24 protein-coding genes are annotated in these 22,557 nt (G+C 43.9%); 11 read left to right on the top strand and 13 right to left on the bottom strand.

Annotation, left to right across the window (positions count from 1 at the left end):
• Window positions 1-5: 5 nt before the first annotated feature.
• From D2U88_RS04325 to D2U88_RS04295, 8 genes are all read right to left on the bottom strand, one after another.
• On the bottom strand, window positions 6-635 hold the full coding sequence (locus tag D2U88_RS04325) for a cation efflux transmembrane domain-containing protein (RefSeq protein ID WP_119639079.1): 630 nt from the start codon (window positions 633-635) through the stop codon (window positions 6-8).
• A 44-nt stretch (window positions 636-679) separates the two neighbouring features.
• Window positions 680-1,597 (bottom strand): ketopantoate reductase family protein, encoded by a 918-nt coding sequence (locus tag D2U88_RS04320; RefSeq protein ID WP_119639078.1) that lies wholly within the window; start codon window positions 1,595-1,597, stop codon window positions 680-682.
• A 55-nt stretch (window positions 1,598-1,652) separates the two neighbouring features.
• Window positions 1,653-3,308, bottom strand: a complete 1,656-nt coding sequence (locus D2U88_RS04315; protein WP_119639077.1) for a serine hydrolase domain-containing protein — start codon at window positions 3,306-3,308, stop codon at window positions 1,653-1,655.
• Window positions 3,309-3,372: 64 nt separating this feature from the next.
• Window positions 3,373-4,176 carry a helix-turn-helix domain-containing protein gene (locus D2U88_RS04310; protein ID WP_119639076.1) on the bottom strand — a complete coding sequence of 268 codons (804 nt, stop codon included), beginning with the start codon at window positions 4,174-4,176 and terminating at the stop codon, window positions 3,373-3,375.
• 88 nt (window positions 4,177-4,264) lie between these two features.
• Window positions 4,265-5,356, bottom strand: a complete 1,092-nt coding sequence (locus tag D2U88_RS04305) for a serine hydrolase domain-containing protein (RefSeq protein WP_119639075.1) — start codon at window positions 5,354-5,356, stop codon at window positions 4,265-4,267.
• 69 nt (window positions 5,357-5,425) lie between these two features.
• Window positions 5,426-6,832, bottom strand: a complete 1,407-nt coding sequence (locus D2U88_RS04300) for a serine hydrolase domain-containing protein (RefSeq protein ID WP_119639074.1) — start codon at window positions 6,830-6,832, stop codon at window positions 5,426-5,428.
• Between the two features lie 80 nt (window positions 6,833-6,912).
• Window positions 6,913-7,086, bottom strand: coding sequence for a hypothetical protein (locus D2U88_RS19480; RefSeq protein WP_182859097.1), 174 nt, complete (start codon window positions 7,084-7,086; stop codon window positions 6,913-6,915).
• Between the two features lie 100 nt (window positions 7,087-7,186).
• Window positions 7,187-8,479 (bottom strand): aminopeptidase P family protein, encoded by a 1,293-nt coding sequence (locus tag D2U88_RS04295; protein ID WP_119639073.1) that lies wholly within the window; start codon window positions 8,477-8,479, stop codon window positions 7,187-7,189.
• Between the two features lie 79 nt (window positions 8,480-8,558).
• On the opposite strand from D2U88_RS04295, the gene D2U88_RS04290 reads away from it, so the two are divergent.
• Together D2U88_RS04290 and D2U88_RS04285 are read left to right on the top strand one after the other, a co-directional pair.
• Window positions 8,559-8,948, top strand: coding sequence for a DUF2721 domain-containing protein (locus D2U88_RS04290; protein ID WP_119639072.1), 390 nt, complete (start codon window positions 8,559-8,561; stop codon window positions 8,946-8,948).
• Window positions 8,949-9,163: 215 nt separating this feature from the next.
• Complete coding sequence (locus tag D2U88_RS04285; RefSeq protein ID WP_119639071.1) at window positions 9,164-9,604, top strand: hypothetical protein; 441 nt, start codon at window positions 9,164-9,166, stop codon at window positions 9,602-9,604.
• Here D2U88_RS04285 and D2U88_RS04280 read toward each other — a convergent pair.
• The 4 genes from D2U88_RS04280 to D2U88_RS04265 form a co-directional block, all read right to left on the bottom strand.
• Complete coding sequence (locus D2U88_RS04280) at window positions 9,584-10,543, bottom strand: succinylglutamate desuccinylase/aspartoacylase family protein (RefSeq protein ID WP_119639070.1); 960 nt, start codon at window positions 10,541-10,543, stop codon at window positions 9,584-9,586. The two genes, D2U88_RS04285 and D2U88_RS04280, sit on opposite strands and share 21 nt — an antisense overlap.
• Entirely contained in the window at window positions 10,521-11,411 is an 891-nt protein-coding gene (locus tag D2U88_RS04275) for a RimK family alpha-L-glutamate ligase (RefSeq protein ID WP_119639069.1), read from the bottom strand. The genes D2U88_RS04280 and D2U88_RS04275 overlap by 23 nt, the downstream gene beginning before the upstream one ends.
• A 62-nt stretch (window positions 11,412-11,473) precedes the next feature.
• Complete coding sequence (locus tag D2U88_RS04270) at window positions 11,474-13,033, bottom strand: histidine kinase (protein WP_119639068.1); 1,560 nt, start codon at window positions 13,031-13,033, stop codon at window positions 11,474-11,476.
• 8 nt (window positions 13,034-13,041) lie between these two features.
• A complete protein-coding gene (locus tag D2U88_RS04265; RefSeq protein WP_235855721.1) occupies window positions 13,042-13,776 on the bottom strand; it encodes a LytR/AlgR family response regulator transcription factor in 735 nt (244 codons plus the stop codon).
• A gap of 297 nt (window positions 13,777-14,073) precedes the next feature.
• Here D2U88_RS04265 and D2U88_RS04260 point away from each other — a divergent pair, with 297 nt between their 5' ends.
• From D2U88_RS04260 to D2U88_RS04220, 9 genes are all read left to right on the top strand, one after another.
• Window positions 14,074-14,643 (top strand): collagen-like protein, encoded by a 570-nt coding sequence (locus D2U88_RS04260; RefSeq protein WP_119639067.1) that lies wholly within the window; start codon window positions 14,074-14,076, stop codon window positions 14,641-14,643.
• Between the two features lie 58 nt (window positions 14,644-14,701).
• Window positions 14,702-15,277 carry a collagen-like protein gene (locus D2U88_RS04255; RefSeq protein ID WP_119639066.1) on the top strand — a complete coding sequence of 192 codons (576 nt, stop codon included), beginning with the start codon at window positions 14,702-14,704 and terminating at the stop codon, window positions 15,275-15,277.
• A gap of 43 nt (window positions 15,278-15,320) precedes the next feature.
• On the top strand, window positions 15,321-15,938 hold the full coding sequence (locus D2U88_RS04250; protein ID WP_119639065.1) for an SIMPL domain-containing protein: 618 nt from the start codon (window positions 15,321-15,323) through the stop codon (window positions 15,936-15,938).
• A gap of 34 nt (window positions 15,939-15,972) precedes the next feature.
• Window positions 15,973-16,767, top strand: a complete 795-nt coding sequence (locus tag D2U88_RS04245) for a hypothetical protein (protein ID WP_147378524.1) — start codon at window positions 15,973-15,975, stop codon at window positions 16,765-16,767.
• Between the two features lie 7 nt (window positions 16,768-16,774).
• Window positions 16,775-17,464, top strand: coding sequence for a hypothetical protein (locus tag D2U88_RS04240; RefSeq protein WP_147378523.1), 690 nt, complete (start codon window positions 16,775-16,777; stop codon window positions 17,462-17,464).
• 168 nt (window positions 17,465-17,632) lie between these two features.
• Window positions 17,633-18,298, top strand: coding sequence for a succinate dehydrogenase cytochrome b subunit (locus D2U88_RS04235; RefSeq protein WP_119639062.1), 666 nt, complete (start codon window positions 17,633-17,635; stop codon window positions 18,296-18,298).
• Between the two features lie 2 nt (window positions 18,299-18,300).
• Entirely contained in the window at window positions 18,301-20,304 is a 2,004-nt protein-coding gene (locus tag D2U88_RS04230; protein WP_119639061.1) for a fumarate reductase/succinate dehydrogenase flavoprotein subunit, read from the top strand.
• A gap of 6 nt (window positions 20,305-20,310) precedes the next feature.
• Window positions 20,311-21,057, top strand: coding sequence for a succinate dehydrogenase/fumarate reductase iron-sulfur subunit (locus D2U88_RS04225; protein WP_119639060.1), 747 nt, complete (start codon window positions 20,311-20,313; stop codon window positions 21,055-21,057).
• Window positions 21,058-21,308: 251 nt separating this feature from the next.
• Window positions 21,309-21,788 (top strand): very short patch repair endonuclease, encoded by a 480-nt coding sequence (locus D2U88_RS04220; protein WP_119639059.1) that lies wholly within the window; start codon window positions 21,309-21,311, stop codon window positions 21,786-21,788.
• Here D2U88_RS04220 and D2U88_RS04215 read toward each other — a convergent pair.
• Window positions 21,772-22,476: a helix-turn-helix domain-containing protein gene (locus D2U88_RS04215; RefSeq protein ID WP_119639058.1), complete on the bottom strand. Its 705-nt coding sequence runs from the start codon at window positions 22,474-22,476 to the stop codon at window positions 21,772-21,774. The genes D2U88_RS04220 and D2U88_RS04215 overlap by 17 nt on opposite strands.
• Window positions 22,477-22,557 lie beyond the last annotated feature (81 nt).

Genomic DNA, 22,557 nt, shown 5'->3' with positions numbered 1-22,557 from the left:
ACTTTTTAGGTACAGCAACAGTGTTTGTCGCTATTTGCTTTTTCAAAACATTCCTTGCCTTCCTTAAAGGCAAAATATGCCAAACCCAGCGTCCCCAAACTATCAATATAAGGTATATTGAAAAGTTCGTACACCCCACTGCTCACCAATAAAATGATGGACATGTAGATGCAGACCAAGGTACAATTGGCATCGGCCAAAATAGGGGCAGAATTGAGTTGGTTACCGACCTTTCTTTTCCACAAGACCAATATCCACATGATCAGAATGGAAATCAAGGAGATGACCACACCCCAAAAAGTGGTCAACGGGCGATGTCCTGTCCAAATATTATAGAGACTGGAAACGACCAATCCCGCCACTAAAATGTAAAAGGCAACTCCCGTGATGCGAAGTGCGGTACGTTCAAAATTGTCTCGATTGCTTTCTGGGTTTTTCTGAATGCGTAGAATCATATGGGCAATGCCCAACCCCGAGATCACTTCAATAAAACTGTCGGTCCCAAAACCGAAAAGGGCCAGACTTTCATCCTCAAAACCGAGATAGGTGGAAATGACACCCTCTGCCACATTATAAAAAATGGTGAACAGGGCCAGTCCGAAAGCTGTTTTGTACAACTGTTGGTGCTTTTCCATAAGACTGTGAATTTCGGGGTTTTTGGAAAAAGAATCAAATGGTATCAGCTTCGGGTCAATTCCGATCTTAATTTGACCATTTCACCCAATAGTCTGGTTTCCTGAACTTTGTCCGACACATTCAATGCCTGCGCCATTCGGAAAATTTCAAAGTTCAGCGTATCGATCTCGGTTTCCCTTTTATTGTTGATGTCCTGTAGGGTCGAAATGAATTGCCCATCGGACATTAGACTGATCTTCAAAACTTGATCTTCCAGTTCATAAACGCCTAAATCGATTCCCTTTTTGTTGGCAATCAACGCACATTCGGCAATCACTCTTTTAGCTATGGACATCACCTCTTCATTTCGATGGAAAATACCATTATCCACTTCCAACAATGGACAAATGGAGTTAAATACACAGTTGGCAATGGCTTTCTTCCAAATGATTCGTTGAATATCGGTTTCCTCAACAAACCTAAAATTTGGGGTGTCGAGGGTATCCACTACCGTTTTTAAATCGGAAATATTTTGGTTTATGGTCCCAATCGGGGATTCTGCCACAGGTTTATAACTGATCGTGTTCTCATCCGTATGTTGGCAGGTCACAAAAAGGACACATCGATAGACTTCGGCAAATCCTTTTTCCAAAAAGGGTTGTTCCACGCCAAGGCCGTTCTGCAAAAGTACAATGGGTAAATCCTTGGCCTTTGCTGCTAGTTTTTCGGAAAGTGCTTTGTTCCCGAACGATTTGTTGGTCAGCACCACAAGACCGTCCAATCGATCATGGTCTTTCAAGGAGCTAACCTGAATATCTTCCTGAATTTCGGCCCCATCCTTAAACTGAAGAACAATCTTCTGTTTATGGGGAACACCTTCCTCCACATGCCCGCGAACCAATTCTACATGTTTGCCTTGCTGCTGTAGGCATACAGCCAGGGCCTTTCCAACAGCACCTGCTCCAATGATATAGATTTTCATATCCCTAAAGGTACCAAGAAAGCTCAGGTGTGGTGCAATCTTAATGTAGTTTTATTCAATTTGGGATATGGGGAAGTATATAGTTTTCCAATATTTTTTCCGGCTGTTGGGTTTTCCCGTTGCGATAGTTCCCTGAAGTGATCACCACTACCAAATCTTCTTCAGGAATCACAAAAATATACTGCCCCCCGGCTCCTCTGGCCTCCACTGAATTGATAATCTTCCCCCCAACTTTGTACTGTCCGAACCACCATAAATAGCCATATCCATTCTTTTGGTTGGTGTTTTCCAGTTGACGATAATTTATAAAGGTTTGCTCTACCCATTCCTTGGATATGATCTGTTTCCCTTTCCATTTGCCCAAATTGAGGTACAACTGCCCAAATTTCATCATATCCCTTGGGGTCATATACATTCCTCCCCCAAAATAAGGTCGCCCGGTCATATCGGTTTGAATAATATAATTGGTAATGCCAAGGGGCTGGAACAGGTTTTGATCCATGTAAAATTCCAGGGGGCTGGGAACGATAGAATCCAAGGCCACTCCCAGAAGATATGGATTTGCCGAGCCATAAAAGGCATGTGTATTGGGCGTATTGATCATGGGTGCGGCCAAAATGGTCCCTACCCAATCCGAAGACTGTTGGTAGTTATCCTCAGAACCCAACGAATTCCTTTCGATCCCAAAATCTATGGCGTCCAATCCAGAACTCATGGTCAAAAGGCTTTTCAGGTCTATTTTGGATTTTGAACCGTCCTTATAGTCTTGGTACTCTTCGGGCATGAATTCAAAAATAGATTGGTCCACACTCTTGAACAATTTGTTGTCCTTTGCCAATCCCGCTATACTGGATGAGATGCTTTTTGAGGCCGAACGCATATCATGCGAGATATTGGCATTATATCCGTGAAAATACCTTTCATAGATCAATTTCCCTTTTTTGGAGATCAGAACGGAATGGGTGCCTTCCAAAGAATCCGATAGAATCATGGACTCCATTTCGGCAAGTTGAAGCTGGGAATCCATAATGTCCTTGCTCGTGAATCCGCCTATCTTCCATCTCGATTGTGATTTCTTTAGGTCAATTTGTGTTATCAGGTTGTTGCCCAAATACATGCCGAGCGCAATCTTTTCAGGCAAAAGCTTTCCTCTAAACTCCATTCCAGTCTTAAAGTCCGAAAAGAAAATACTGTCGTTTTGCTTTTTGAAATCCCCGCACCAAGTACCTGTGAACCTATCATCTCCAAAAATGGGATAGGCCTCGTAATCATCTCCCGAACCATTTTCCACACTTAGGTAGAAGAAACTGGACATGAGTTCATCCACCATCAAAATGTTCCAGGTTCCCTCAAATGTTTTGTCTTTGGACTTTGTCAAAGTAATATGATAAAGAAGCATCCCGGATTTCATAAACCCGTTGATTTCTGTACCATCCTTTGACAGCATCCCTTCAAACGAAGTCCTTTCCGAAACATGGGATTCCACTTTTTTTCCATTGACCCATTGGATGGGCACGGTCATGATTTCCTTATCGTTAAAGATTTTCAGTTTGGTTAACGAGGTCTCCAAGCCTTGTATTTCAAGGGTTATACTAAAGGTCTTGGGATTGGGGATGGTACCTTCCCATCCAGCGGTGTAGGAGGCCATATCCTGCCCGAACAGGCTCCCTGCCCATAAGACAATAAGAATAATGGTGTTTTGAAATCTCATTTTTGATTGATTGATGAATTGGCTCCAAAGATGGGATTTCCGCTCGACCCAAAATAGGATAAAATTAACGTCGGGATATTTTCCCCAACATTTTGGAAGGGGTCATCTGGTAAACCCTTTTAAAGTTGGAAATGAAATGGCTCTGGTCGGAAAAGCCACATTCGTAGCAGATTTCCGTCATGGACAGTTTGGTGGAAACCATCATGTTGAAGGCTTTGTTCACCTTCAACAACCGAACATAATTCCCAAAACTGGTACCAAAATATCGGCCGAACTCACGGGACAGGTGCACTGGGTGAATCTGAAGTTGGGCCGCTAGGTTCCCCAGTGAGCTATCGACCCCATCCTCCATAATCAATTCCTGCAGTTTGCGGACCCAATTTGGGGGCTTTTGGTTTTGCTGCTGCCCTTCCATCAAACCAAACACCTCTACCAATAACATTTCAATACTCATTGGGGAATGGTCATCGCTAATCTTGGTTTCCATGAAAATGGAGTTCATCCTCCTTTTGACCAAAGGATTTTTTAGGTTTATGCTTCCTTCCAAACCATCTTGTCGAACATCATATTTTAAAAACCATTCTTTATTCAGTTCAATGTGAAATCCTCGTGTAAATCCAGGAGGTTTAATATTGTAATGGGCGTCGTCCCAGTTATGGAACAAAAGACTCCCTGCCCCCAAGGTGTAGGATTCCTTTTTGTTCGCTTCGAACAATTGGCCCTCCAAAATGTAGGTGAAATAAGGATTTTGATGATAATGCCAATCCACCTTACTGTGGGTATAGGCCGTATCGGTCAATATCATCCCGCCCAAGTCCACTTTTTGGTAATGGTTTCCGTAATACTCCCCCTTTTGCAGTTCCTTCATCAAAAATCATCAACACTGTTTTGTGCCCAATGTCAAATCAAGATGAAGTTCGAGGATTTTTACCGGAATGCCAAATAGTAAGGTTTTATCAATTTGAATCGCCGGATACAAGTACAAGTTTTGCTATTTCTCTGGTCACCTCCGTGGGGGAATTGCAATCACAGTTGCTCAACCCGATCACATAAATATCCTCTTGGGGCAAATACACCCCCATGGACTTGAACCCGAAAATGGACCCGCCGTGTTCATAGCTCAAAACATCATCCAGCTCTTTTATGTGCCACCCGTAGCCATAATGGATGCGGTCGCCATTGTTCAGTGTATAATTGGTGAAGGCCATTTGGGTGGTTTCCTTGCTGAGCAGCACATGGTTTTTGATGGCTTCTTCCCATTTAAGCATATCTGTTACAGTGGACATCAACGAACCCGATGCATAGGGAATGGAAAAACTGATATGTCGGGCATTGCTATAATCTTCCCTTTTGTGGTATCCGTAAGCTCTTTTGAGCACCACTTCGCTATGGCTTGCATACCTTGATGACGACATGTCCAACTTTTTAAAAATCCGTTGTTCCACAAAATCTTCATAGCTCATTCCTGATGCCTTTTCAATGACATACCCCAATAGCACATACCCAGAATTGTTGTATTTGAATTCCATGCCCGGTGCAAAATCCATGGGTTCATCTTTGAAGAAATTGATGATTTCCATGGGTTCCATATCGTTTTGGGCAATGGCATTGAGTCCTTTGACCCGGGTAAAATCTTTGATGCCGGATGTATGTGTCAACAAATGGTGAATGGTAATACGGTGACCGTACGTGGGATAATCCGGAATATACTGGGTAATCTCATCTTCCAGTCCCAGCTTATCTTCCTCCATCAGCATTAAAATGGAAACCGCCGTAAACTGTTTGGTCATGGAGCCAATCTCGAAGACATTATCGGTCTGCATGGGTACTTGAAGTTCCAGGTTGGAAAGTCCAAAGGCTTTCTCATAGAGTATCTTCCCATTTTTTGCGACGAGAAAAACCGCGCCAGGGCCATTGTTTTCAAATTTTGTTTCCAAGACTTGGTCGATTTGGGACTCCAAATCCTGCGCGGTCAAATTGAACTGAACACACATGATCAAAACCGTGAATAGGACCAATAGCTTCCCCCTATAAAAGTTGTTTTTCATGTTTACCTTCCGTTTTTTGATTCGGAAGGTTGGACGACCTGTTTCCGGATCAGGTTACAGCGAAGGGTTTCATCGTTTTTCAAATTTAAGGTTGGTGACCCTCCCGGCATCCAATTCAAATCCGATGACTTTTCCATCGATTCTTTCAAAGCGATAACGATTGCCGTTTGAAATGAAAGTATCAGGCGCGTTTATCCCCATGTTCTGTGGTTCGTTATTCGCGATTTTTAACTTCAGTAGGTCGTCTTCCATGTACAACCTATACGTCACATCCAATTCTTCGCTATAAAAATTCCCGACATAGTCCATTACATCAATAGAAGCCAAATCCATATCTTTTTCCATGGTTGTCTTATCCTCCTTTTTGTCCGAAACTTCATTTTTGGGAGGTTCTTCCTTAAATTTGTCCTTTAGAAGAATGTCCGCCACCTGATACGATTTATCCGTTGGGTTGGCATCATCTCGATTGGCCAGTATGATGACCGAAAATTCTTCATCGGGAAAGCGGAGCAATTGTGCCCGATACCCAGCCAAGGAACCGCTATGGCTCACCGTTCGCAACCCTTTGTATGTGCCATTGTTCAAGGCAAAGGCATAACCAACACTTTCGCCATTGTTCAATACGCCTTCTTGGTGCATTTTTTGGATAATGGCCTGACCTCCTTTTCCGAGGATGTTGTGGTAAAAGTTCTGATCCCAAAGGAAAAGATCTTCTATGCTGGAATACACCCCTCCAGAACCTACAAGGTCGAAACGCATGATAAGATTGTTAAATCCCTCACCCTCCCTTTTCTTTTGATAACTGAACACCCTGTTCTTGATCAGATCGGTATTATCGTCATAAAACAACGTGTTCTGCATACCCAAGGGACTAAAAATATGTTCATGGGCAAACTTCCTGATAGGCTCATGGGATACCTTTTCCACGATCATGGCCAGCATAAAATAGCATGAATTGCTGTAAAGGTATTTCTCTCCTGGGGTAAAATTGAGTTCTTTTTGCCGTTTGATAAGTTCATAGACCTCATCCACATCCAAATTGTCCAAATAGCTTCGGCCCTTCAAATCCATCAAAGTCAGGTAGTCCCTTACCCCGCTGGTATGATGAATAAAATGACGAATGGTCAACGGGGTTTCGTATTCGGGAAAATCGGGAAGGTATTTTTGGATTCTGTCGTCCAAATCCAATTTGCCCTGTTCTTCCAACAGCAGAATACAAAAGGTAACAAACTGTTTGGACACCGAACCAATATAAAAAACGGAAGACGGTGTAATGGGCAGGTCATGTTCCAAGTCTACCGAACCGTATCCTTTGGCATAGACCAATTCACCGCCTTTCACAATTCCCAAAGCCGCACCAGGAGCATCCAGTTGGTTCCATTCCGCAAAAATGCTGTCTACCTGTTTGCTTTCCTTGATCTGAGAGAAGGACAAGAATGAAATGCCACACAATAAGGGTAGAAAGATTTTTTTCATGGGTTTGAGTATTGGTCGGTTCTGTGAAGTTCGAAGAAATTTACATCAAAACCAAGCGCAACAGTCTCGTTACCAAAAAACTATTCTGAACCCCTTCTCTTTTTGTTGTAATGATAAATGGCATAGGCAATTCCGGCCAAAACCACAAAAGGAAGGTAGCTGCCAATGACTACCCCAATCTCATAGGAACTATCAGGAGCTTCCTGTATTTTCTTTTCTATATCAGCCTGAAATAGTAAAAAAAGGTGTTTCATACGATTATGTTAACCTCCAAATGTCATGCTGAACAAAGTGAAGCATCCCTATTTGAAGGGTTTAGATACTTCGCTTCGCTCAGTATGACTGTACTGACTCTTATTTGTTCATTAACTCTTCGATTTCTTCAATTTCAATCGGGATGTTCCGCATCAAATTAAAGGGCTCTCCCTTTTCTTGGATGACCACATCGTCTTCCAAACGGATGCCCATCCCCTCTGCAGGGATATAGATGCCTGGTTCCACAGTGAAGACCATATTGGCCTTCATAGGGGTCTTCAATGCACCGTAGTCGTGGGTATCCAAACCAATATGGTGGCTGGTACCGTGCATGAAATACTTTTTGTAGGCTGGCCAATCAGGATTCTCGTTCTGCACATCGGCCTTGTCCAAAAGCCTCAGTCCGATCAATTCCGAAGTCATGATTTTTCCAACTTCTTTGTGATATTCGGCCCAAAGGGTACCGGGCACCAGCATTTTTGTGGCTTCATTTTTTACCCTTAGTACAGCCGCGTACACTTGCTTTTGGCGATCGGTAAATCTTCCGTTGGCTGGAATGGTACGGGTAAGATCACTGGAGTAATTGGCATATTCAGCAGCCAGATCCATCAAGATCATATCACCATCCTTCACCTGTTGGTTATTCTCCACATAATGCAAAACATTGGCGTTGGCCCCAGATGCAATGATGGGCGTATAGGCAAATCCCTTTGATCTATTGCGGACAAACTCATGCAAGAACTCAGCCTCTATTTCGTACTCCCAAACTCCGGGCTTCACAAATTCCAGAATTCTTCGGAACCCCTTTTCGGTAATGTCGCAAGCGGTCTGCATCAAGGCAATTTCCTCCGGCTCCTTTACTCCACGAATCTGCTGCAAAATAGGGTTGCTCTTGGCCCATTGGTGGGCAGGATATTCCTTTTTGCATTTTTCAATGAAGCGATCCTCACGGGTCTGGGTTTCCACCGCTTGGCGATAATGCTCATTGGTATTGAAGTATACGGTATCCACCTCGGTCATCAAATCAAAAAAAATCTTGTCAAAATCGGTGAGCCAATAAATGGTCTCGATGCCGGAAACAGCTGTGGCCTGCTCCTTGGTGAGTTTGGCGCCTTCCCAAACGGCAATGTGATCGTTGGTTTCCCGAACAAACAGAATTTCCCTATGCTTTTTATCCATGGCATCGGGGAAGAGCAACAGAATGGTTTCTTCCTGATCGGCGCCACTCAGATAAAAAATATCCCGGGCCTGTTGAAAGGGCATGGTGCTGTCCGCACTAATGGGATAAATATCGTTGGAATTGAATACGGCAATACTTTTCGGCTTCATCTGGGCCATGAATTTCTTGCGGTTCTTGATGAACAGATTGCTATCTATGGGGAAGTATTTCATACGATTGTTTTGATTTCTTCAAATGTAGGTAATTGCGATACCGAAGACAAATGATTACCTTCCCTATTAAAAGAAGAATATGCAGCTTTCCCTAAATATACCCGCCCTTTTATTCCCTGCCATTTCCCTGACCATGTTGGCCTATAATGCCCGTTATTTGGCCATTGCGGCCTTAATCCGCCAATTGCACAAACAGTTTGAGGAAACTTCGGCCCAGCCCTTGAGACAACAGATCAACTACCTGAGAAAACGCTTGGGAATCATCAAGAACATGCAAGCCTCGGCCATTATCAGTTTTTTATTGGCGGCCGTTACCATGTTCCTGGTCTATGTGGAGATGAACGTTTGGGCCAATGCCATTTTTGGGGTGAGTCTGGTATTTTTGGTCATTTCCTTGATCCTATCGTTCTTGGAGGTACAATTGTCTACCAAAGCCTTGGGTGTTCAGTTGAAGAATATGGAGAAATGATGTCCTTGGGTTTTTCAGGATAGATTCCCGAATTTGTGGGAATCGTTTTTCAAGGAGCTTTAGGTAAATTCTGAACGGCCTTGCTTACCTTTGTTCCTTATCAATCAAAAACAGCCATGTACCAATTATTTGATGGTGTTTGCCAAAACTCCTCCTACCAGACTTTTTTCGTTCATACCTTTATTCGTGCCACACAAGCTTAACACCATCCCATTATGCAGAAGGTAAAAGAGTTGGACTTTTTCAGGAACATACGCCAGGTACGCGAATTCCAATTTGGCGTTTTTTATTTTTTTGATGGATTGGTCATCTCCGAGATCAATGAAGGGGAAACCTTTGGATGGCCTATGGCAAAAAAAGTGATCGATGCCGCTTATGAAGTTTTGGGAAGGGAGAAGCCCATCGCTTATGTTTCCAACCGCATACACAATTACTCTGTGGTGCCAACGGATTGGTTGAAATTCTATAAGCATCGGCATCAATTGGAATTCTATTCAGTAGTCAGTTACAATCAAGGAGGGCTGGCCAGTCTGGTGCTGGAAAAAATGTTCTTTAAAAAAAACATCCGACAGTTCTCCGATTTGGAAAATGCCATCAAATGGAGTCTGGCTCAAGTAAGCGAGAAACAATCGAACCTATCTTCCCAAATGGAATAGGGCATCTCCCTGGTTGACCACCGCTTGATGGTTGACACACAGAACATGTCCTTCAAAAGCTGCCTTTACTTTTTTGTTCTTCTTTGCATACGTGTCCGCTACCAATCCCATAATTTGACCTTTTTCCACTTTTTGGCCATTCTTCACCTGGGGGATGAACATGCCTGCCCTTGGGGCCCTTACCCATCTCGTTTGATCTAAATGGATCGATGGTGTGGATGTTGTACCCGTTCCTTTCGGCAACATGCCCAAATGAGTCAGAACATTTTGAATTCCTTTGACACCGGTAGCTATTGCATTTTCATCAAACCGCATACTTTCACCGGCCTCGTAGACCATGGTGGGAACCCCCATTTTGAACATTGCTTTCCTGAACGACCCGGTAATCAATCTGGAAGCAAAATAAAAAGGTGCCCCAAAAACTTCAGCGAGTTCCTTGCTTTTTAAATCGTCCGTGGTATATCTCACCTGCGGGTGGTTGTGCCTTTGGCTGCCACCCGTATGCAAATCGATGCCATAGTCCACCTGCGGCAATATCTGTTCCGTATAAGTATGGGCTATCCGACTGGCCAGAGATCCATTTCTTGAACCTGGAAAACTTCGGTTTACATCCTTGCCATCGGGCACATCCCGTGAAAAATGGATGAACCCAAAAATGTTCAGTATCGGTACTACGACCACGGCACCTCTTTTTACAGTAAAGAAATCGTCCTGTAACAATCTTCTCAGGGTTTCCACTCCGTTGATCTCGTCTCCATGCAGGCCGGCCTGGATCAAGACCGTAGGTCCCGGTTTTTTTCCGTTGAACACATGCACGGGAATATCGATCAGGGTTCCTGTGGGCAGGCGCGCGATGTTCAACTGCACTAATTTTTGTTCTCCCGGGGCAATGGTTTCCCCACTTATGGCAATGGTCTTATTTTCGATTTCTCCTTCCATGCTTTTCCACAAATTGAATGATGTGCCGTGCCACGTTCACCTTGGTGATGGCCTCGATGCCCTTCAGCCCTGGGGATGCATTCACCTCTATCAACAAAGGACCATTATTGGACCGGATCAAATCCACGCCGGCCACCCCCAGACCCAAATGTTTGGTGGCATGTATGGCAATGTACTTTTCCCTTGGGGTCAATTGAACGGTATTAGTCTCCGCCCCGCGGTGTACATTGGACCTAAAATCGTCCAGCCCGCTGGTGCGTTTCATACTGGCCACAATCTTGTTCCCCACAACAATGACCCTCAGATCCTGTCCTTTGGCCTCTTCAATATATTGTTGCAGCAGGATGCTGGTGTTCATATTGTATAGGGTATCGATAATGGACTTGGCCGATTTTTTGCTCTCTGCCAACATCACTCCTTTCCCTTGGGTACCTTCTTGCAGTTTGATGATGACCGGAGGGCCTCCCAAAAGTTCTATTTGGTGCTCCACGTTGTCCGGATTGATGGAAAATACGGTTTCAGGAATCGGAATCCCTTTTTTGGACAAGAGCTGCAGCGTGGTTACCTTGTTCCTGGCCTTAAGAATCCCAAGGGATTTGGCACTGGTGAAAACATCGTTGATCTCAAATTGTTTTACGATGGCCGCTCCATGTCTGGTAACCGTTGTGCCTATCCTGGGTATGATGGCGTCGAATTCATTGGTGATATTTTCGGATCCAAAAAAAATCTGCGGTTTGTCAGCTCCCAACTTTACGGAGCATTTGGTATGGTCTATGGACTCCACATAATGGCCTGCCCTATCTGCTTCCTCCATGATCCGTTTGGTGGAATATACGTGAGGGCTCACAGAAAGAATTGCAATGTCCATTTTGGTTCATCAAGATTTTGCCTGTTCAAATTCGGATAAATCTTTGGAATTTAGTGAGGTTTTTAAAAATTCTTTTCTACTGGTTCGGAATCGGGCATCAATTTTGGCATATGGATCACCACTTCTGTGCCCAACGGTTTTCCTGTTTTTTTGTCCACAAGATCGTGGATGGCAAAATTAAAATCCCCTTGATATTTTTTGGAAAAGAAATCCAATCGGTCCTTGATGATGGAGAGCCCCAACGATTGGCCCTTCAGTGGGTTTTGATTGTTCTTGGCCCTAGAAGCCTGTCTGCCAATACCATTGTCCGCTATGGTGATCGTAAGGTTTTCCGATGGTTCCTTTCCTTCTACTTTTATGGAAAGCTTCTTTTTGCCATGTCGGGTGGAGAGTCCATGCCAAATGGAATTTTCAACGAACGGTTGCAACAAAAGGGAAGGTACCAAGACAATATGGGCGGGGATTTCCTTATCCATCTCCAGGGTATACTCCATTCCGTTTTTAAAACGATCGCTCTCAATCTCCACATACATTTTGATAATATTGAGTTCTTCTTCCAACGTGATGAGGTCCTTTCGGGAACTTTCCAAGATCCCGCGGATCAGTTTGGAAAACCTGCCTAGGTAGTAGATTGCTTTTTCTTGGTTGTTCTCAATAAAATAAGACTTGATGGAGTTAAGAGCATTAAAAATAAAGTGGGGGTTCATTTGACTGCGAAGCGCATCCAACCGGAGCTGGGCAAATTTGTTCTCCATTTTCATGGTCAATTTTTCGGTCCGCTCCTTTTGGGCCTCGGAACTTAGTCCTTCTATCTCGGCCTTGGTCTGTAGCAGTTCATCCGATAAGGTCCTTACGATGCTCTCCTTGATCACCTGGTTTTCCTCCAATTGATCGATATACTTTTTTTGAACATACGCCTTTTCCCTGTAGACCATTTTTTGCTCCAACCCTATGGCAAGGGCAAACAACAGACTCTCGATCAAAACCCCCAAATAGAAAATGTAGAGTGTCTCTGAATTGGCCCTGGTCTTTTCAAAGGAAAACAATGTGATAATGAGGTATGAGACAAAAAGCGCCGACATACCGGACAAAATATACCATTTGATCATGCGGTTCTGTCTTGACACCCAATAGAACCCCAAAACAAATACGATCAGGCTCATGGGCAAAAAGAAAAACCCATGAAAATAATCGATCAAATACGACCTTGGATTATTCAATTGAACAGCCCATAAAAACAAATATATGGGGGTGATTCCCAAATAGGCCCGATATGTCCATTTCACAAACTTGGGATGCGCATTTTTGAGCTGCATGATATCCAAAATGAAAAAACTGAACAGCATGGAGGCCAACAGTTGGGTGGGATAATGAACCCATCCCACAAAAATTCTGCCTGCATGGGTATGGAAAAAATCAGAAAAAAAGACCCCGTCAATATACTTGAGCAGGGTAATCCCGTTCATAAGTGCGTAGAGGCTGTAAAAGAGATAAAACCGTTTTTTATGCTGAAAGAACTGTATCAGGAAAAAAACAAAAAGATAAAACAGGACCGAGACCACAAAAAAGCCAAACCCGTTTTGATTGCTTTCTTTAAGGAAATCTGTTATACCTTTCAACATATTGGTTATTAGCTCATTCTACTTAAAAAGGCATCCTTTTTGGTTCTGGAAACCGGTATTTTTCTTTGGTTGGACAGTACAAGGTAGCCTTCTGAACGCAAATATTCGTTCACCTTTCGCAAATGAACAATATAAGAGTTATGGATCCTAAAAAATATTCGCCCAGGTAATAGGTCCTCCAGTTCCTTTAATTTTTTGGACACCAACAACTGTTCCCCCGATTCCAGAAAAACCTTGGAATAATTGCCATCAGATTCGCAGTACACGATTTCCTCCACTCTCAAAAACAAAATCTTACCGCTTACCGGAATCTGGACCACTTGGGGAGAACTTGCCTTGGAAAGGGCTTCAAACGTCTGTTCAAATTGAAGTTGGAAATTCTGCGATCCATTCAACTTTTTCAATTTTTCGATCACACCGGCTATGTCGTCTTGATCTACCGGTTTCAACAAATAATCCACGGCACTTTCTTTAATGGCCTGAATGGCATATTGATTGTATGCTGTGGTGATGACAATGGCAAAATTGCGGTACTCCAACTTGTCCAAAAGTGAAAAGCCGCTCATTTCCGGCATTTCAATGTCCAAGAAAACACAATCCGGTTTGAGGTAATTGATTCCGGAAATGGCCTCTTTGGGAGAAGTGAACGTTTCTATAACAGAGATAAAGTCCGGGTATTTACGCAATTCCCATGACAAACTGTTTATTGCCGCCAACTCGTCGTCTACAATGATTGCCCTCATAATGCTATGCTTATTTACCACAAATTAAAAATTGAACCCTAACCGCTTTCCTTCATCATGATGCTTAGTATAAAATGGTGTGTGTATCGCAGCTATTCCGTATGAATGGTAAATCAAGCATTGTATTTATCCGTTCATCGATCCGCACATTAAAATTGGTTTCTGACGAAACTGATTCTACTACAAATCACAATTGCAAATCAGCACAGTATCCATACTCCTAATTTGGCCTCTTGAAACCCAAAAAAAAACAAAAACATGAAAACAAGTGTATTGTCATTTAAAATGTTATTTCCAATGGCCCTGTCCTTAATACTGATCACATCATGTTCCTCGGATGATGGGGAAGATGGTGCCACAGGACCACAAGGGGAACAAGGAATTCAGGGAATTCAAGGCGAACAAGGAGAGCAAGGGCCACAGGGCGAACAAGGAGAGCCTGGAACTGCCAACGTAATGTACTCGGACTGGGTAAACACCGAGCTGGGAAACAGCATTGCCGCCAGTTCTGCATCATTTGATATTGATGCCCCAGAAATTGACGCCGATATGTTGAACTTCGGGACTATTTTGGTTTATGCAAGAAGGGTTGACCTGGTGGATGGCAACATTGTATACCAGCTTCCCATTGTGTTTGGGGCAGCGAGACAGCAATCCTATTACTTTGTAGCAACGTCCGGAAATATTGAAATTAATGTCCATGCCAATGAACAGGGAGAAGATGTAGGGGACGGCTCCTTTTTGGCGCAATATCGATATGTGCTTATTCCCGGCGGAGTTTCCACTTCTGGAAAATCAGGTTCCAATGCTGACTTAACCAAGATGACTTACGAAGAGGTTGTGGAGTATTTCAACATTCCCGAATAGACCCTTTTTCAGAAAGCTCAAGTTCCCCCAACTTTAAAAAACTAAATTTTGAAAGCATATGAAAAAGCTATTTTTTATATGGCCCATATTAGGAATCATGTTCCTAGCCTGCTCACCTGACGATGGCCAAGACGGTGCCATGGGCCCACAAGGCATTCAAGGGGAACAGGGGCAAACAGGTCCTCAGGGAGAACAAGGGGAAACAGGGGAAACCGGCACCGCCAACGTCATTTATTCCGATTGGATCCCTTCCGGTTTTGAATCTCCCATTGCAGACACCCATGCCTCTTTTCCAATTCAAAATGTAGAGGGATTGACGGATGAGATCAAGGCAAACGGATACATCTCAGTATATGGCAGGTATACCACCGCATATACCATTATTGAGCCCTTGCCCAAATCCATTTTCGGCCTACGGATGCAACATTATGATTTCCAGATTAACGATCTTAACCAAAACATCAATATATGGATCACTTCCATTGATGGTTCGGATATTGAAATCCCCATTTATGACGATTACCGATATATCATCATCCCGGGTGGCACCCCGTCTACAAGCGGTAAATCTAAGGTGGATTATTCCAAAATGAGTTACGAAGAACTGATATCTCTTTTCCATATTCCAGAGTAAAATCATAATCCCAACTTATTGTTGGGATTTTATTCTTATCATTATGAAACATCTATTATACTTCATATTGGCTTTGCTGCCATTTCTTGGAATATCCCAGGAGAAAGCCACTACCATTAAAGTAAGCGCCAGGGCCATCCACATGGATCCCTCTCCCACCTACAAGGCCATTGTATCATTGAGCACTGCATTTTCCAGCTATGCTGCTGACGGAATGGGTCTTGAAGAATTGCAATCCCACTATAAAAAAGCCCTGGAATCCAGTGGAATATCGTGGAGCGAACTCAAGGAAACCCCGTACGAATTCGGGTTTGAGACCATGGGGTACGATAAGGAAGGTGCTGTATATGAGTATACCACCACTTCCACTGAAAAAATGCGTGCCTTTCTGGGAATCAAATCCCTCGGGCTTCAGCGTTTGAATGCCATTGCCATTCTGGAAATCGATTCCAAAGAATCAAAAAAACTATACGACGATGCACTGAACGATGCCCGAACAAAGGCTGCTGCTATCGCCCAAACCTTAGGCAGGGAACTGGGAGAGGTAATGGTTGTGGAGGACAACCAATATGTGGGCAAACAAGTGGAGACATCCATTTTCTATGACCGCCCAGTTGGGGAGTACATTTACTCCCTGCTTGTGACCTTTTCAACCCAATAACACCTGTATGCTGCTCTGTTCAAATTCAATTTCCATGAAATCTATCATGTCTGGCCTTTTTATGGGCACTGCACTGGTATTGCTGTTTTCGTGTTCCAAAGATTCTGGGGGCGAACCAACAAAAAAGGCATATTTCCCCAAAACTATTTCCTTGGCCTACGGTTCTGGTGAAACAGTTCTATACCAGTTGTCATACAATTCAAAAAATCAACTGGTCCAGATGGATATAGAGAGAAACTCTTTGGATGAAACCACCCAACTTATTTCCCATTTCAACTATGCTGAAACCGGGTTGTTGACAAGTGTAATGTCTGAAAATGGTCAGGGTAGCTCGCAATACAACTTTACCTTTGGGTATGATTCCGAAGGTACCATTACCGATATTGGTTTAAGCGCCGATAATTCGGATTACAATTTATCTGCCACCTATTCCGGACCTGAGGACAACCGTTACCTTGTTGAGGGCGATTTGGCAAACCTACCAACCGAATGGAGTTTCGACCCCGATGGGCAACTCATAAAAATTGCCATTGCAGAAAATAACTATACCCTTCAGTTTTCTGAGGGCGACGAAGGTGTTTTCCAATATCTGAAACCACAGAACGCCCTGGTAATTTGGCATGGACTGATGTTTTATCTGTCCCCTTTTGATCTGTTCTTTTTTAGTCAGCACGACATCGCTTTGATACAGACGGGAGATGCTGGTTATTTCTTTCAAAATAAAATTTGGGATGGCAATGGAAATCTGGTCTCGTTCCAAGTAAAGCCCAATGTTCCCCTCGGGCCGATCATCAACTATGTTGTGGAATATGAAACCAAGAACCTTTAAAAACACCATGAAAAAATATTCGATTTTAGGCATTTGTATGTTTATCATACTGGCTTGCAGTAATGACGATGATACAAAACCCGTTGATTTCCATTATGCATCAGAAAATTTTGAGGTAGCCTTTCGTTCACAGGGAACCATTCCCCAACCCTCCATAGAGTGGCCTCAAGAAAACGGAACTTTCTCGTTGAAAAATTCCATTGAGGGATTGACCATTGACAAAAACACTGGCGCCATATCCATAGAAAGAAGCTTGCAAGTGGGCGAGCATGAGGTCACGGTCATTGCCCAAAGCGGTTCCCAAAGCTGGGAAACCAGTTTTTTGTTGACCAGCGTGTTGAAATACACTTTCTGGGTCGGTGGAAGAAACAACGATCCCGATTCAGAAGAAGTGGAATACAATTCCATACTCCAACTTTATGAGGATGGAACCTTGGACATTGAACTCATTGACGAAGTGGGGTCGGAAGGTGTAGGGGTATGGTCCATTGAGGGTAATGCCATTCAAATGCGGTTGTGTACCTATTGCAGTGACATGGATCCCCAAGATGTTCCCCAAACGGATGAGCATTCCTATTTTGAAGGTACCTTGGACAACGATATGCTCACCGCAAAAATAAGTGGCAAGTGGTTTGTGGTCCGTTTTGATCCCGATTCCACGACCCTACGTGGCAATTTTGTCTTCGAATGGGATTGATCCAATCTTATCTCCCCTAAAAAGCTCCATAAGGAGCTTTTTTTGTTTTAAGAAGTATATCAAATACTCCGTTTTTTCTTATAACGTTTCTAAATAAGAGGTTTCAAACGTTTTATTACTTGTTAAAAACTTGTCCGTACTGTAAATTTGTTGAAAAACTAACTTCTAATGAGTTTGATAAAATCTTCGTTGGCCCGAAAATATGTAATGGCACTTTCGGGTCTTTTTTTGGTCATCTTTCTGCTGCTGCATGTGACCATCAATTTAGCTTCGGTGCTCTCCCCCGATTTTTTTAACGAAGCTTCCCATTTTATGGGCTACAACCCGTTGGTACAGTTTCTGATGCAACCCATTTTGATCATTGGGGTGATCGTGCATTTTGTGATGGGCTTCGTACTCGAAATCCAGAACAAAAAAGCGAGGGGCATCGGTTACGTAAAATACAATGGAAGCGCCAATGCGCCATGGGTATCCCGAAACATGATCTATTCCGGATTGGTGGTACTTGCTTTCTTGGCCTTGCACTTCTATGATTTTTGGGTACATGAAATGGCCTACAAATACGTGGAAGCAAATCCAGAGGATCCAACCCGTTACTACCATGAGACCGTGGAAAAATTCGCCCCTATCTGGAGAACGGTATTGTATGTGATTGCCTTCGTACTATTGGGTCTTCACCTATGGCACGGATTTGCGTCTTCGTTCCAATCCATGGGGGTCAACAACAAATACACTCCCAACATTAAAAGATGCGCCAAAACTTTTGCGGTGGTGGTTCCCCTGCTATTTGCTTTTATCGCCATCTATCATCACCTTAACCCAATAACACATTAATTATGGGCATATTGGATTCTAAAATTCCATCAGGGCCATTGGCCGATAAATGGACCAAGCATAAAAACGATATCAATCTTGTTAACCCTGCCAACAAAAGGAACATCGACATTATCGTTGTCGGTACTGGGCTTGCCGGTGGTGCAGCCGCCGCAACATTGGCCGAGTTGGGTTACAACGTTAAAACCTTCTGTTATCAAGATTCTCCACGTAGGGCACACTCCATTGCCGCCCAGGGAGGTATCAACGCAGCCAAGAACTATCAAGGGGATGGCGACAGTAACTACCGTCTTTTCTACGATACCATCAAAGGGGGCGATTACCGTTCCCGCGAGGCCAACGTATACCGTTTGGCCGAAGTATCCGGAAATATCATAGACCAATGTGTGGCACAAGGCGTTCCCTTTGCCCGTGAATATGGCGGTATGTTGGACAACCGCTCCTTTGGAGGAGTATTGGTGTCCCGTACTTTCTACGCGAAAGGACAGACCGGACAGCAATTGTTGTTAGGAGCCTATGCTGCCATGAACCGTCAGATCAACCGCGGTAAGATCCAATCCTTCACTCGTCATGAAATGATGGATTTGGTTTTGGTTGATGGCAAAGCGCGTGGTATCATTGCACGTGACCTAGTTTCTGGAAAAATTGAAAGACACAGTGCCCACGCCGTGGTATTGGCCACCGGAGGGTACGGAAACGTGTTCTTCCTATCCACAAACGCCATGGGAAGCAATGTGATGGCCGCTTGGAGGGCCCACCGAAAAGGTGCCTTCTTTGCCAATCCATGTTTTACCCAGATTCACCCGACCTGTATTCCTGTTTCCGGAGACCATCAATCCAAATTGACCTTGATGTCTGAATCGCTCCGTAACGATGGACGTATTTGGGTTCCCAAGAAAATGGAAGATGCCGTGGCCATCCGTGAAGGAAAATTGAAGCCTACGCAGATTGCCGAGGAAGACCGTGACTACTATTTGGAAAGGAGATATCCCGCATTTGGTAACCTAGTGCCCCGTGATGTGGCCTCAAGGGCAGCCAAAGAGCGTTGCGATGCCGGATTCGGAGTGAACAAGACCGGGGAGGCCGTGTATTTGGATTTTGCTTCCGCCATCAAACGATATGGAAAAGAAAAGGCCATGACCTCGGGTATCAAAGATCCGGATGAAGCCACTATCATCAAATTGGGCGAGGAAGTTATCGAAGCCAAATACGGTAACCTTTTCCAGATGTATGAAAAAATCGTGGACGAGAATCCATATAAGACCCCAATGAAAATCTATCCAGCGGTACACTATACCATGGGCGGACTTTGGGTGGATTATAACCTTCAGACCACCATCCCTGGTTGTTACTGTGCCGGTGAGGCCAACTTCAGCGATCACGGTGCCAACCGTTTGGGCGCCTCTGCCTTGATGCAAGGTCTGGCTGACGGCTATTTTGTGTTGCCTTATACTATTGGGGATTATTTGTCCAAAGACATTAGGACCGGTAAAATCCCAACGGATTCCGCAGCATTCGACGAGGCTGAAAAACAGGTTCGCGATCGCATGGAAAAATTGATGTCCGGTTCTGGTATCCATTCCGTGGATTACTATCACAAAAAGCTGGGCAAGATTATGTGGAACAAATGTGGTATGGCCCGTAACGCCAAAGGATTGGAAGAAGCCATCAAGGAGATTGCCGAACTGAGAAAGGATTTCTGGGAAAACGTAAAAGTGACCGGGACCATCGAATCCAAAAACCAAGAATTGGAAAAAGCTGGAAGGGTAGCCGATTTCTTGGAGTTGGGAGAATTGTTCGCCAAGGATGCCTTGCAAAGGAACGAATCCTGTGGGGGTCACTTCCGTGAGGAATACCAAACCGAGGAAGGTGAAGCCCTTCGTGATGACGAGAACTTTAAATTTGTGGCCGCTTGGGAATACGTGGGCGAGCCTAAGGATGCCAAATTGCACAAAGAGGATTTGGTATACGAAAACATTGAACTAAAGACACGATCCTACAAATAAGAAGCTATGAAATTATATCTAAAAATATGGCGTCAAAAAGACGCATCTTCACCAGGTAAAATAGTTGATTACACCCTTGACGGTGTTGAAGGGGATATGTCTTTCTTGGAAATGTTGGACATCCTTAACGAGGAATTGGTCTCTAAAGGAGAAGAGCCTGTGGAATTTGACCATGATTGTCGTGAGGGTATCTGCGGAACCTGTTCCTTGCAGATCAACGGTGAGCCACACGGTCCGGATAGATTGGTGACCACTTGCCAATTGCACATGCGCAAGTTCAACGATGGCGATACCATTGTGATCGAACCGTTCCGTGCCAATGCGTTCCCTGTAATCAAGGATTTGATCGTGGACCGAAGTGCTTTTGACAGGATCCAACAGGCAGGAGGCTATATTTCTGTGAACACTTCCGGAAACACAGTAGATGCCAACTGCATTCCCATCAATAAGCACGATGCCGATGAGGCCATGGATGCCGCTACCTGTATCGGTTGTGGGGCTTGTGTGGCCGCTTGTAAAAATGCCAGTGCCATGTTGTTCACCTCGGCCAAAGTTTCCCAGTTTGCTTTGTTGCCACAAGGTAGGATTGAAGCTGTAGAGCGTGTACAGAATATGGTGCGCCAAATGGATCTCGAAGGTTTTGGAAACTGTACCAACACTGGAGCTTGCGAAGTGGAATGCCCCAAAGGGATTTCATTGACCAACATTGCCCGAATGAACAGGGAATACCTTTCTGCCACTTTGAAAGGATAACCGTTTAGCATATCAAGTTACAAAACCCAAACTCCATTCGGAATTTGGGTTTTTTGTTTTCTGTCCGGTCCCTGCGCGTAGTCGAAGGGACCCTGAAAAACTAAATCATTAAGATTATGATGGAGATTCTTTGTTTGCTGCGCTCACTCAGAATGACTATCGACACTTAATCCTATTCGGATGCACAAAATAGGTTCTGTGTCATTCCATAGCTAGGCCAGATTTTCGCAGAAACCTTTGTAAATTGCTATATGCCCAAAAAATATTCACAGGAACGTATCAAAGTACCTCGGTTCAATGAGGAAAGTGGTTTTTACACTACCCCAGAGCGTTCCAAGATCATGGGTAAAATCCGTGGCAAGAACACCAAGCCAGAATTGGCCTTTAGAAAAGCGTTATGGGAAGCAGGCTATCGTTATCGTATCGACTACAAAAAACTCATTGGGAAGCCCGATATCGCCCTAAAAAAATATAAGACGGTCATCTTTATTGATGGGGAGTTCTGGCATGGATACAATTGGGTGGAACGACGGGACAAAATCAAAACCAACCGTGAATTTTGGATCGCCAAAATCGAGCGGAACATCCAACGGGATGAAGAAGTAAATGAAGCTCTGGATGAAATGGGCTACAAAGTGTTCCGGTTTTGGGAAACACAAGTGAAAAAGAACCTTGATACCTGTTTAGAAGAAGTCCTCACCCATTTGGAAGAGGTCAAAGCTGCTTTTTGACCACTTTGAAGACTTGGAGCACCTCATCTAACGACAACTCAAAATCTTGATATTCGGGTGATGTGTTAAGGTTATGACACTGAATGGACCTGGCCTGTTTGTTGAACCCTGTAAGCTGCTTACAGATAATTCTATCGGCACAGACCAAAATGTAGGGTTGGTTCCAAAAAGTTTCATTGCCACGGCCCAAACTTTCCTTTTTCATCTCCAGTCCCAGAACAAAAGCCTTGTTCGGGATGGCATCCAGACTACCATCGTTCATGGAATCACCAGAAATTTCAAAGACCCGATGGGGTTCATCGGCCAAAAAGTCGATAACAAAGCCCGCCTGAAACGGATTTTGCATCCCTTCCTTGCTCAGGCTTTCCAAATATTTTCTATGCCATTCCACCAAAACCAAGGGTGCCATCACCAAATATTTGCCAAAATCCAAAGGATAAAACACGCTGCCCTGTTTGGTAAAGGGCTGCTTTTTGGTATAGGCCTCTCCCATGTCGTTCACTTCGTGCATATAGAGTTCCGCAATGGTAAGCCCAAAGTATTCGGCAATTTTGGTAAGGTTCTTTATAGGAATGTTGGCGTCCTTCCTTTCGTAGAGCTGAATGGTGCGCAAACTCACACCGATTTCTTTACCCAATTCTGATTGGCTTATATTTTTTTTACGCCTTAACTGCTTAATTATATACATTATTTTCTATATTGTGTAATATTGTTACGCAATATGCACTAGCCGCAGCAATTTCTCTGCTTTTCTGTAATTGGGTTACAG

This window comes from Flagellimonas aequoris (genome assembly GCF_003584165.1).
Classification (GTDB): Bacteria; Bacteroidota; Bacteroidia; order Flavobacteriales; family Flavobacteriaceae; genus Flagellimonas; species Flagellimonas aequoris.
This window is presented reverse-complemented; position numbering and strand designations above follow the sequence as displayed.

Excerpts from the sequence above, each read along its gene's own strand:
- D2U88_RS04230 (WP_119639061.1), top strand. The coding sequence starts at position 18,301 with ATGGGCATATTGGATTCTAAAATTCCATCAGGGCCATTGGCCGATAAA.
- D2U88_RS04265 (WP_235855721.1), bottom strand. The coding sequence starts at position 13,776 with ATGAGGGCAATCATTGTAGACGACGAGTTGGCGGCAATAAACAGTTTG.
- D2U88_RS04315 (WP_119639077.1), bottom strand. The coding sequence starts at position 3,308 with ATGAGATTTCAAAACACCATTATTCTTATTGTCTTATGGGCAGGGAGC.
- D2U88_RS04280 (WP_119639070.1), bottom strand. The coding sequence starts at position 10,543 with ATGGAAGGAGAAATCGAAAATAAGACCATTGCCATAAGTGGGGAAACC.
- D2U88_RS19480 (WP_182859097.1), bottom strand. The coding sequence starts at position 7,086 with ATGAAACACCTTTTTTTACTATTTCAGGCTGATATAGAAAAGAAAATA.
- D2U88_RS04325 (WP_119639079.1), bottom strand. The coding sequence starts at position 635 with ATGGAAAAGCACCAACAGTTGTACAAAACAGCTTTCGGACTGGCCCTG.
- D2U88_RS04220 (WP_119639059.1), top strand. The coding sequence starts at position 21,309 with ATGCCCAAAAAATATTCACAGGAACGTATCAAAGTACCTCGGTTCAAT.
- D2U88_RS04320 (WP_119639078.1), bottom strand. The coding sequence starts at position 1,597 with ATGAAAATCTATATCATTGGAGCAGGTGCTGTTGGAAAGGCCCTGGCT.
- D2U88_RS04225 (WP_119639060.1), top strand. The coding sequence starts at position 20,311 with ATGAAATTATATCTAAAAATATGGCGTCAAAAAGACGCATCTTCACCA.
- D2U88_RS04305 (WP_119639075.1), bottom strand. The coding sequence starts at position 5,356 with ATGAAAAACAACTTTTATAGGGGGAAGCTATTGGTCCTATTCACGGTT.
- D2U88_RS04255 (WP_119639066.1), top strand. The coding sequence starts at position 14,702 with ATGAAAAAGCTATTTTTTATATGGCCCATATTAGGAATCATGTTCCTA.
- D2U88_RS04240 (WP_147378523.1), top strand. The coding sequence starts at position 16,775 with ATGAAAAAATATTCGATTTTAGGCATTTGTATGTTTATCATACTGGCT.
- D2U88_RS04260 (WP_119639067.1), top strand. The coding sequence starts at position 14,074 with ATGGCCCTGTCCTTAATACTGATCACATCATGTTCCTCGGATGATGGG.
- D2U88_RS04250 (WP_119639065.1), top strand. The coding sequence starts at position 15,321 with ATGAAACATCTATTATACTTCATATTGGCTTTGCTGCCATTTCTTGGA.
- D2U88_RS04215 (WP_119639058.1), bottom strand. The coding sequence starts at position 22,476 with ATGTATATAATTAAGCAGTTAAGGCGTAAAAAAAATATAAGCCAATCA.
- D2U88_RS04245 (WP_147378524.1), top strand. The coding sequence starts at position 15,973 with ATGAAATCTATCATGTCTGGCCTTTTTATGGGCACTGCACTGGTATTG.
- D2U88_RS04310 (WP_119639076.1), bottom strand. The coding sequence starts at position 4,176 with ATGAAGGAACTGCAAAAGGGGGAGTATTACGGAAACCATTACCAAAAA.
- D2U88_RS04295 (WP_119639073.1), bottom strand. The coding sequence starts at position 8,479 with ATGAAATACTTCCCCATAGATAGCAATCTGTTCATCAAGAACCGCAAG.
- D2U88_RS04285 (WP_119639071.1), top strand. The coding sequence starts at position 9,164 with ATGCAGAAGGTAAAAGAGTTGGACTTTTTCAGGAACATACGCCAGGTA.
- D2U88_RS04235 (WP_119639062.1), top strand. The coding sequence starts at position 17,633 with ATGAGTTTGATAAAATCTTCGTTGGCCCGAAAATATGTAATGGCACTT.
- D2U88_RS04290 (WP_119639072.1), top strand. The coding sequence starts at position 8,559 with ATGCAGCTTTCCCTAAATATACCCGCCCTTTTATTCCCTGCCATTTCC.
- D2U88_RS04300 (WP_119639074.1), bottom strand. The coding sequence starts at position 6,832 with ATGAAAAAAATCTTTCTACCCTTATTGTGTGGCATTTCATTCTTGTCC.
- D2U88_RS04275 (WP_119639069.1), bottom strand. The coding sequence starts at position 11,411 with ATGGACATTGCAATTCTTTCTGTGAGCCCTCACGTATATTCCACCAAA.
- D2U88_RS04270 (WP_119639068.1), bottom strand. The coding sequence starts at position 13,033 with ATGTTGAAAGGTATAACAGATTTCCTTAAAGAAAGCAATCAAAACGGG.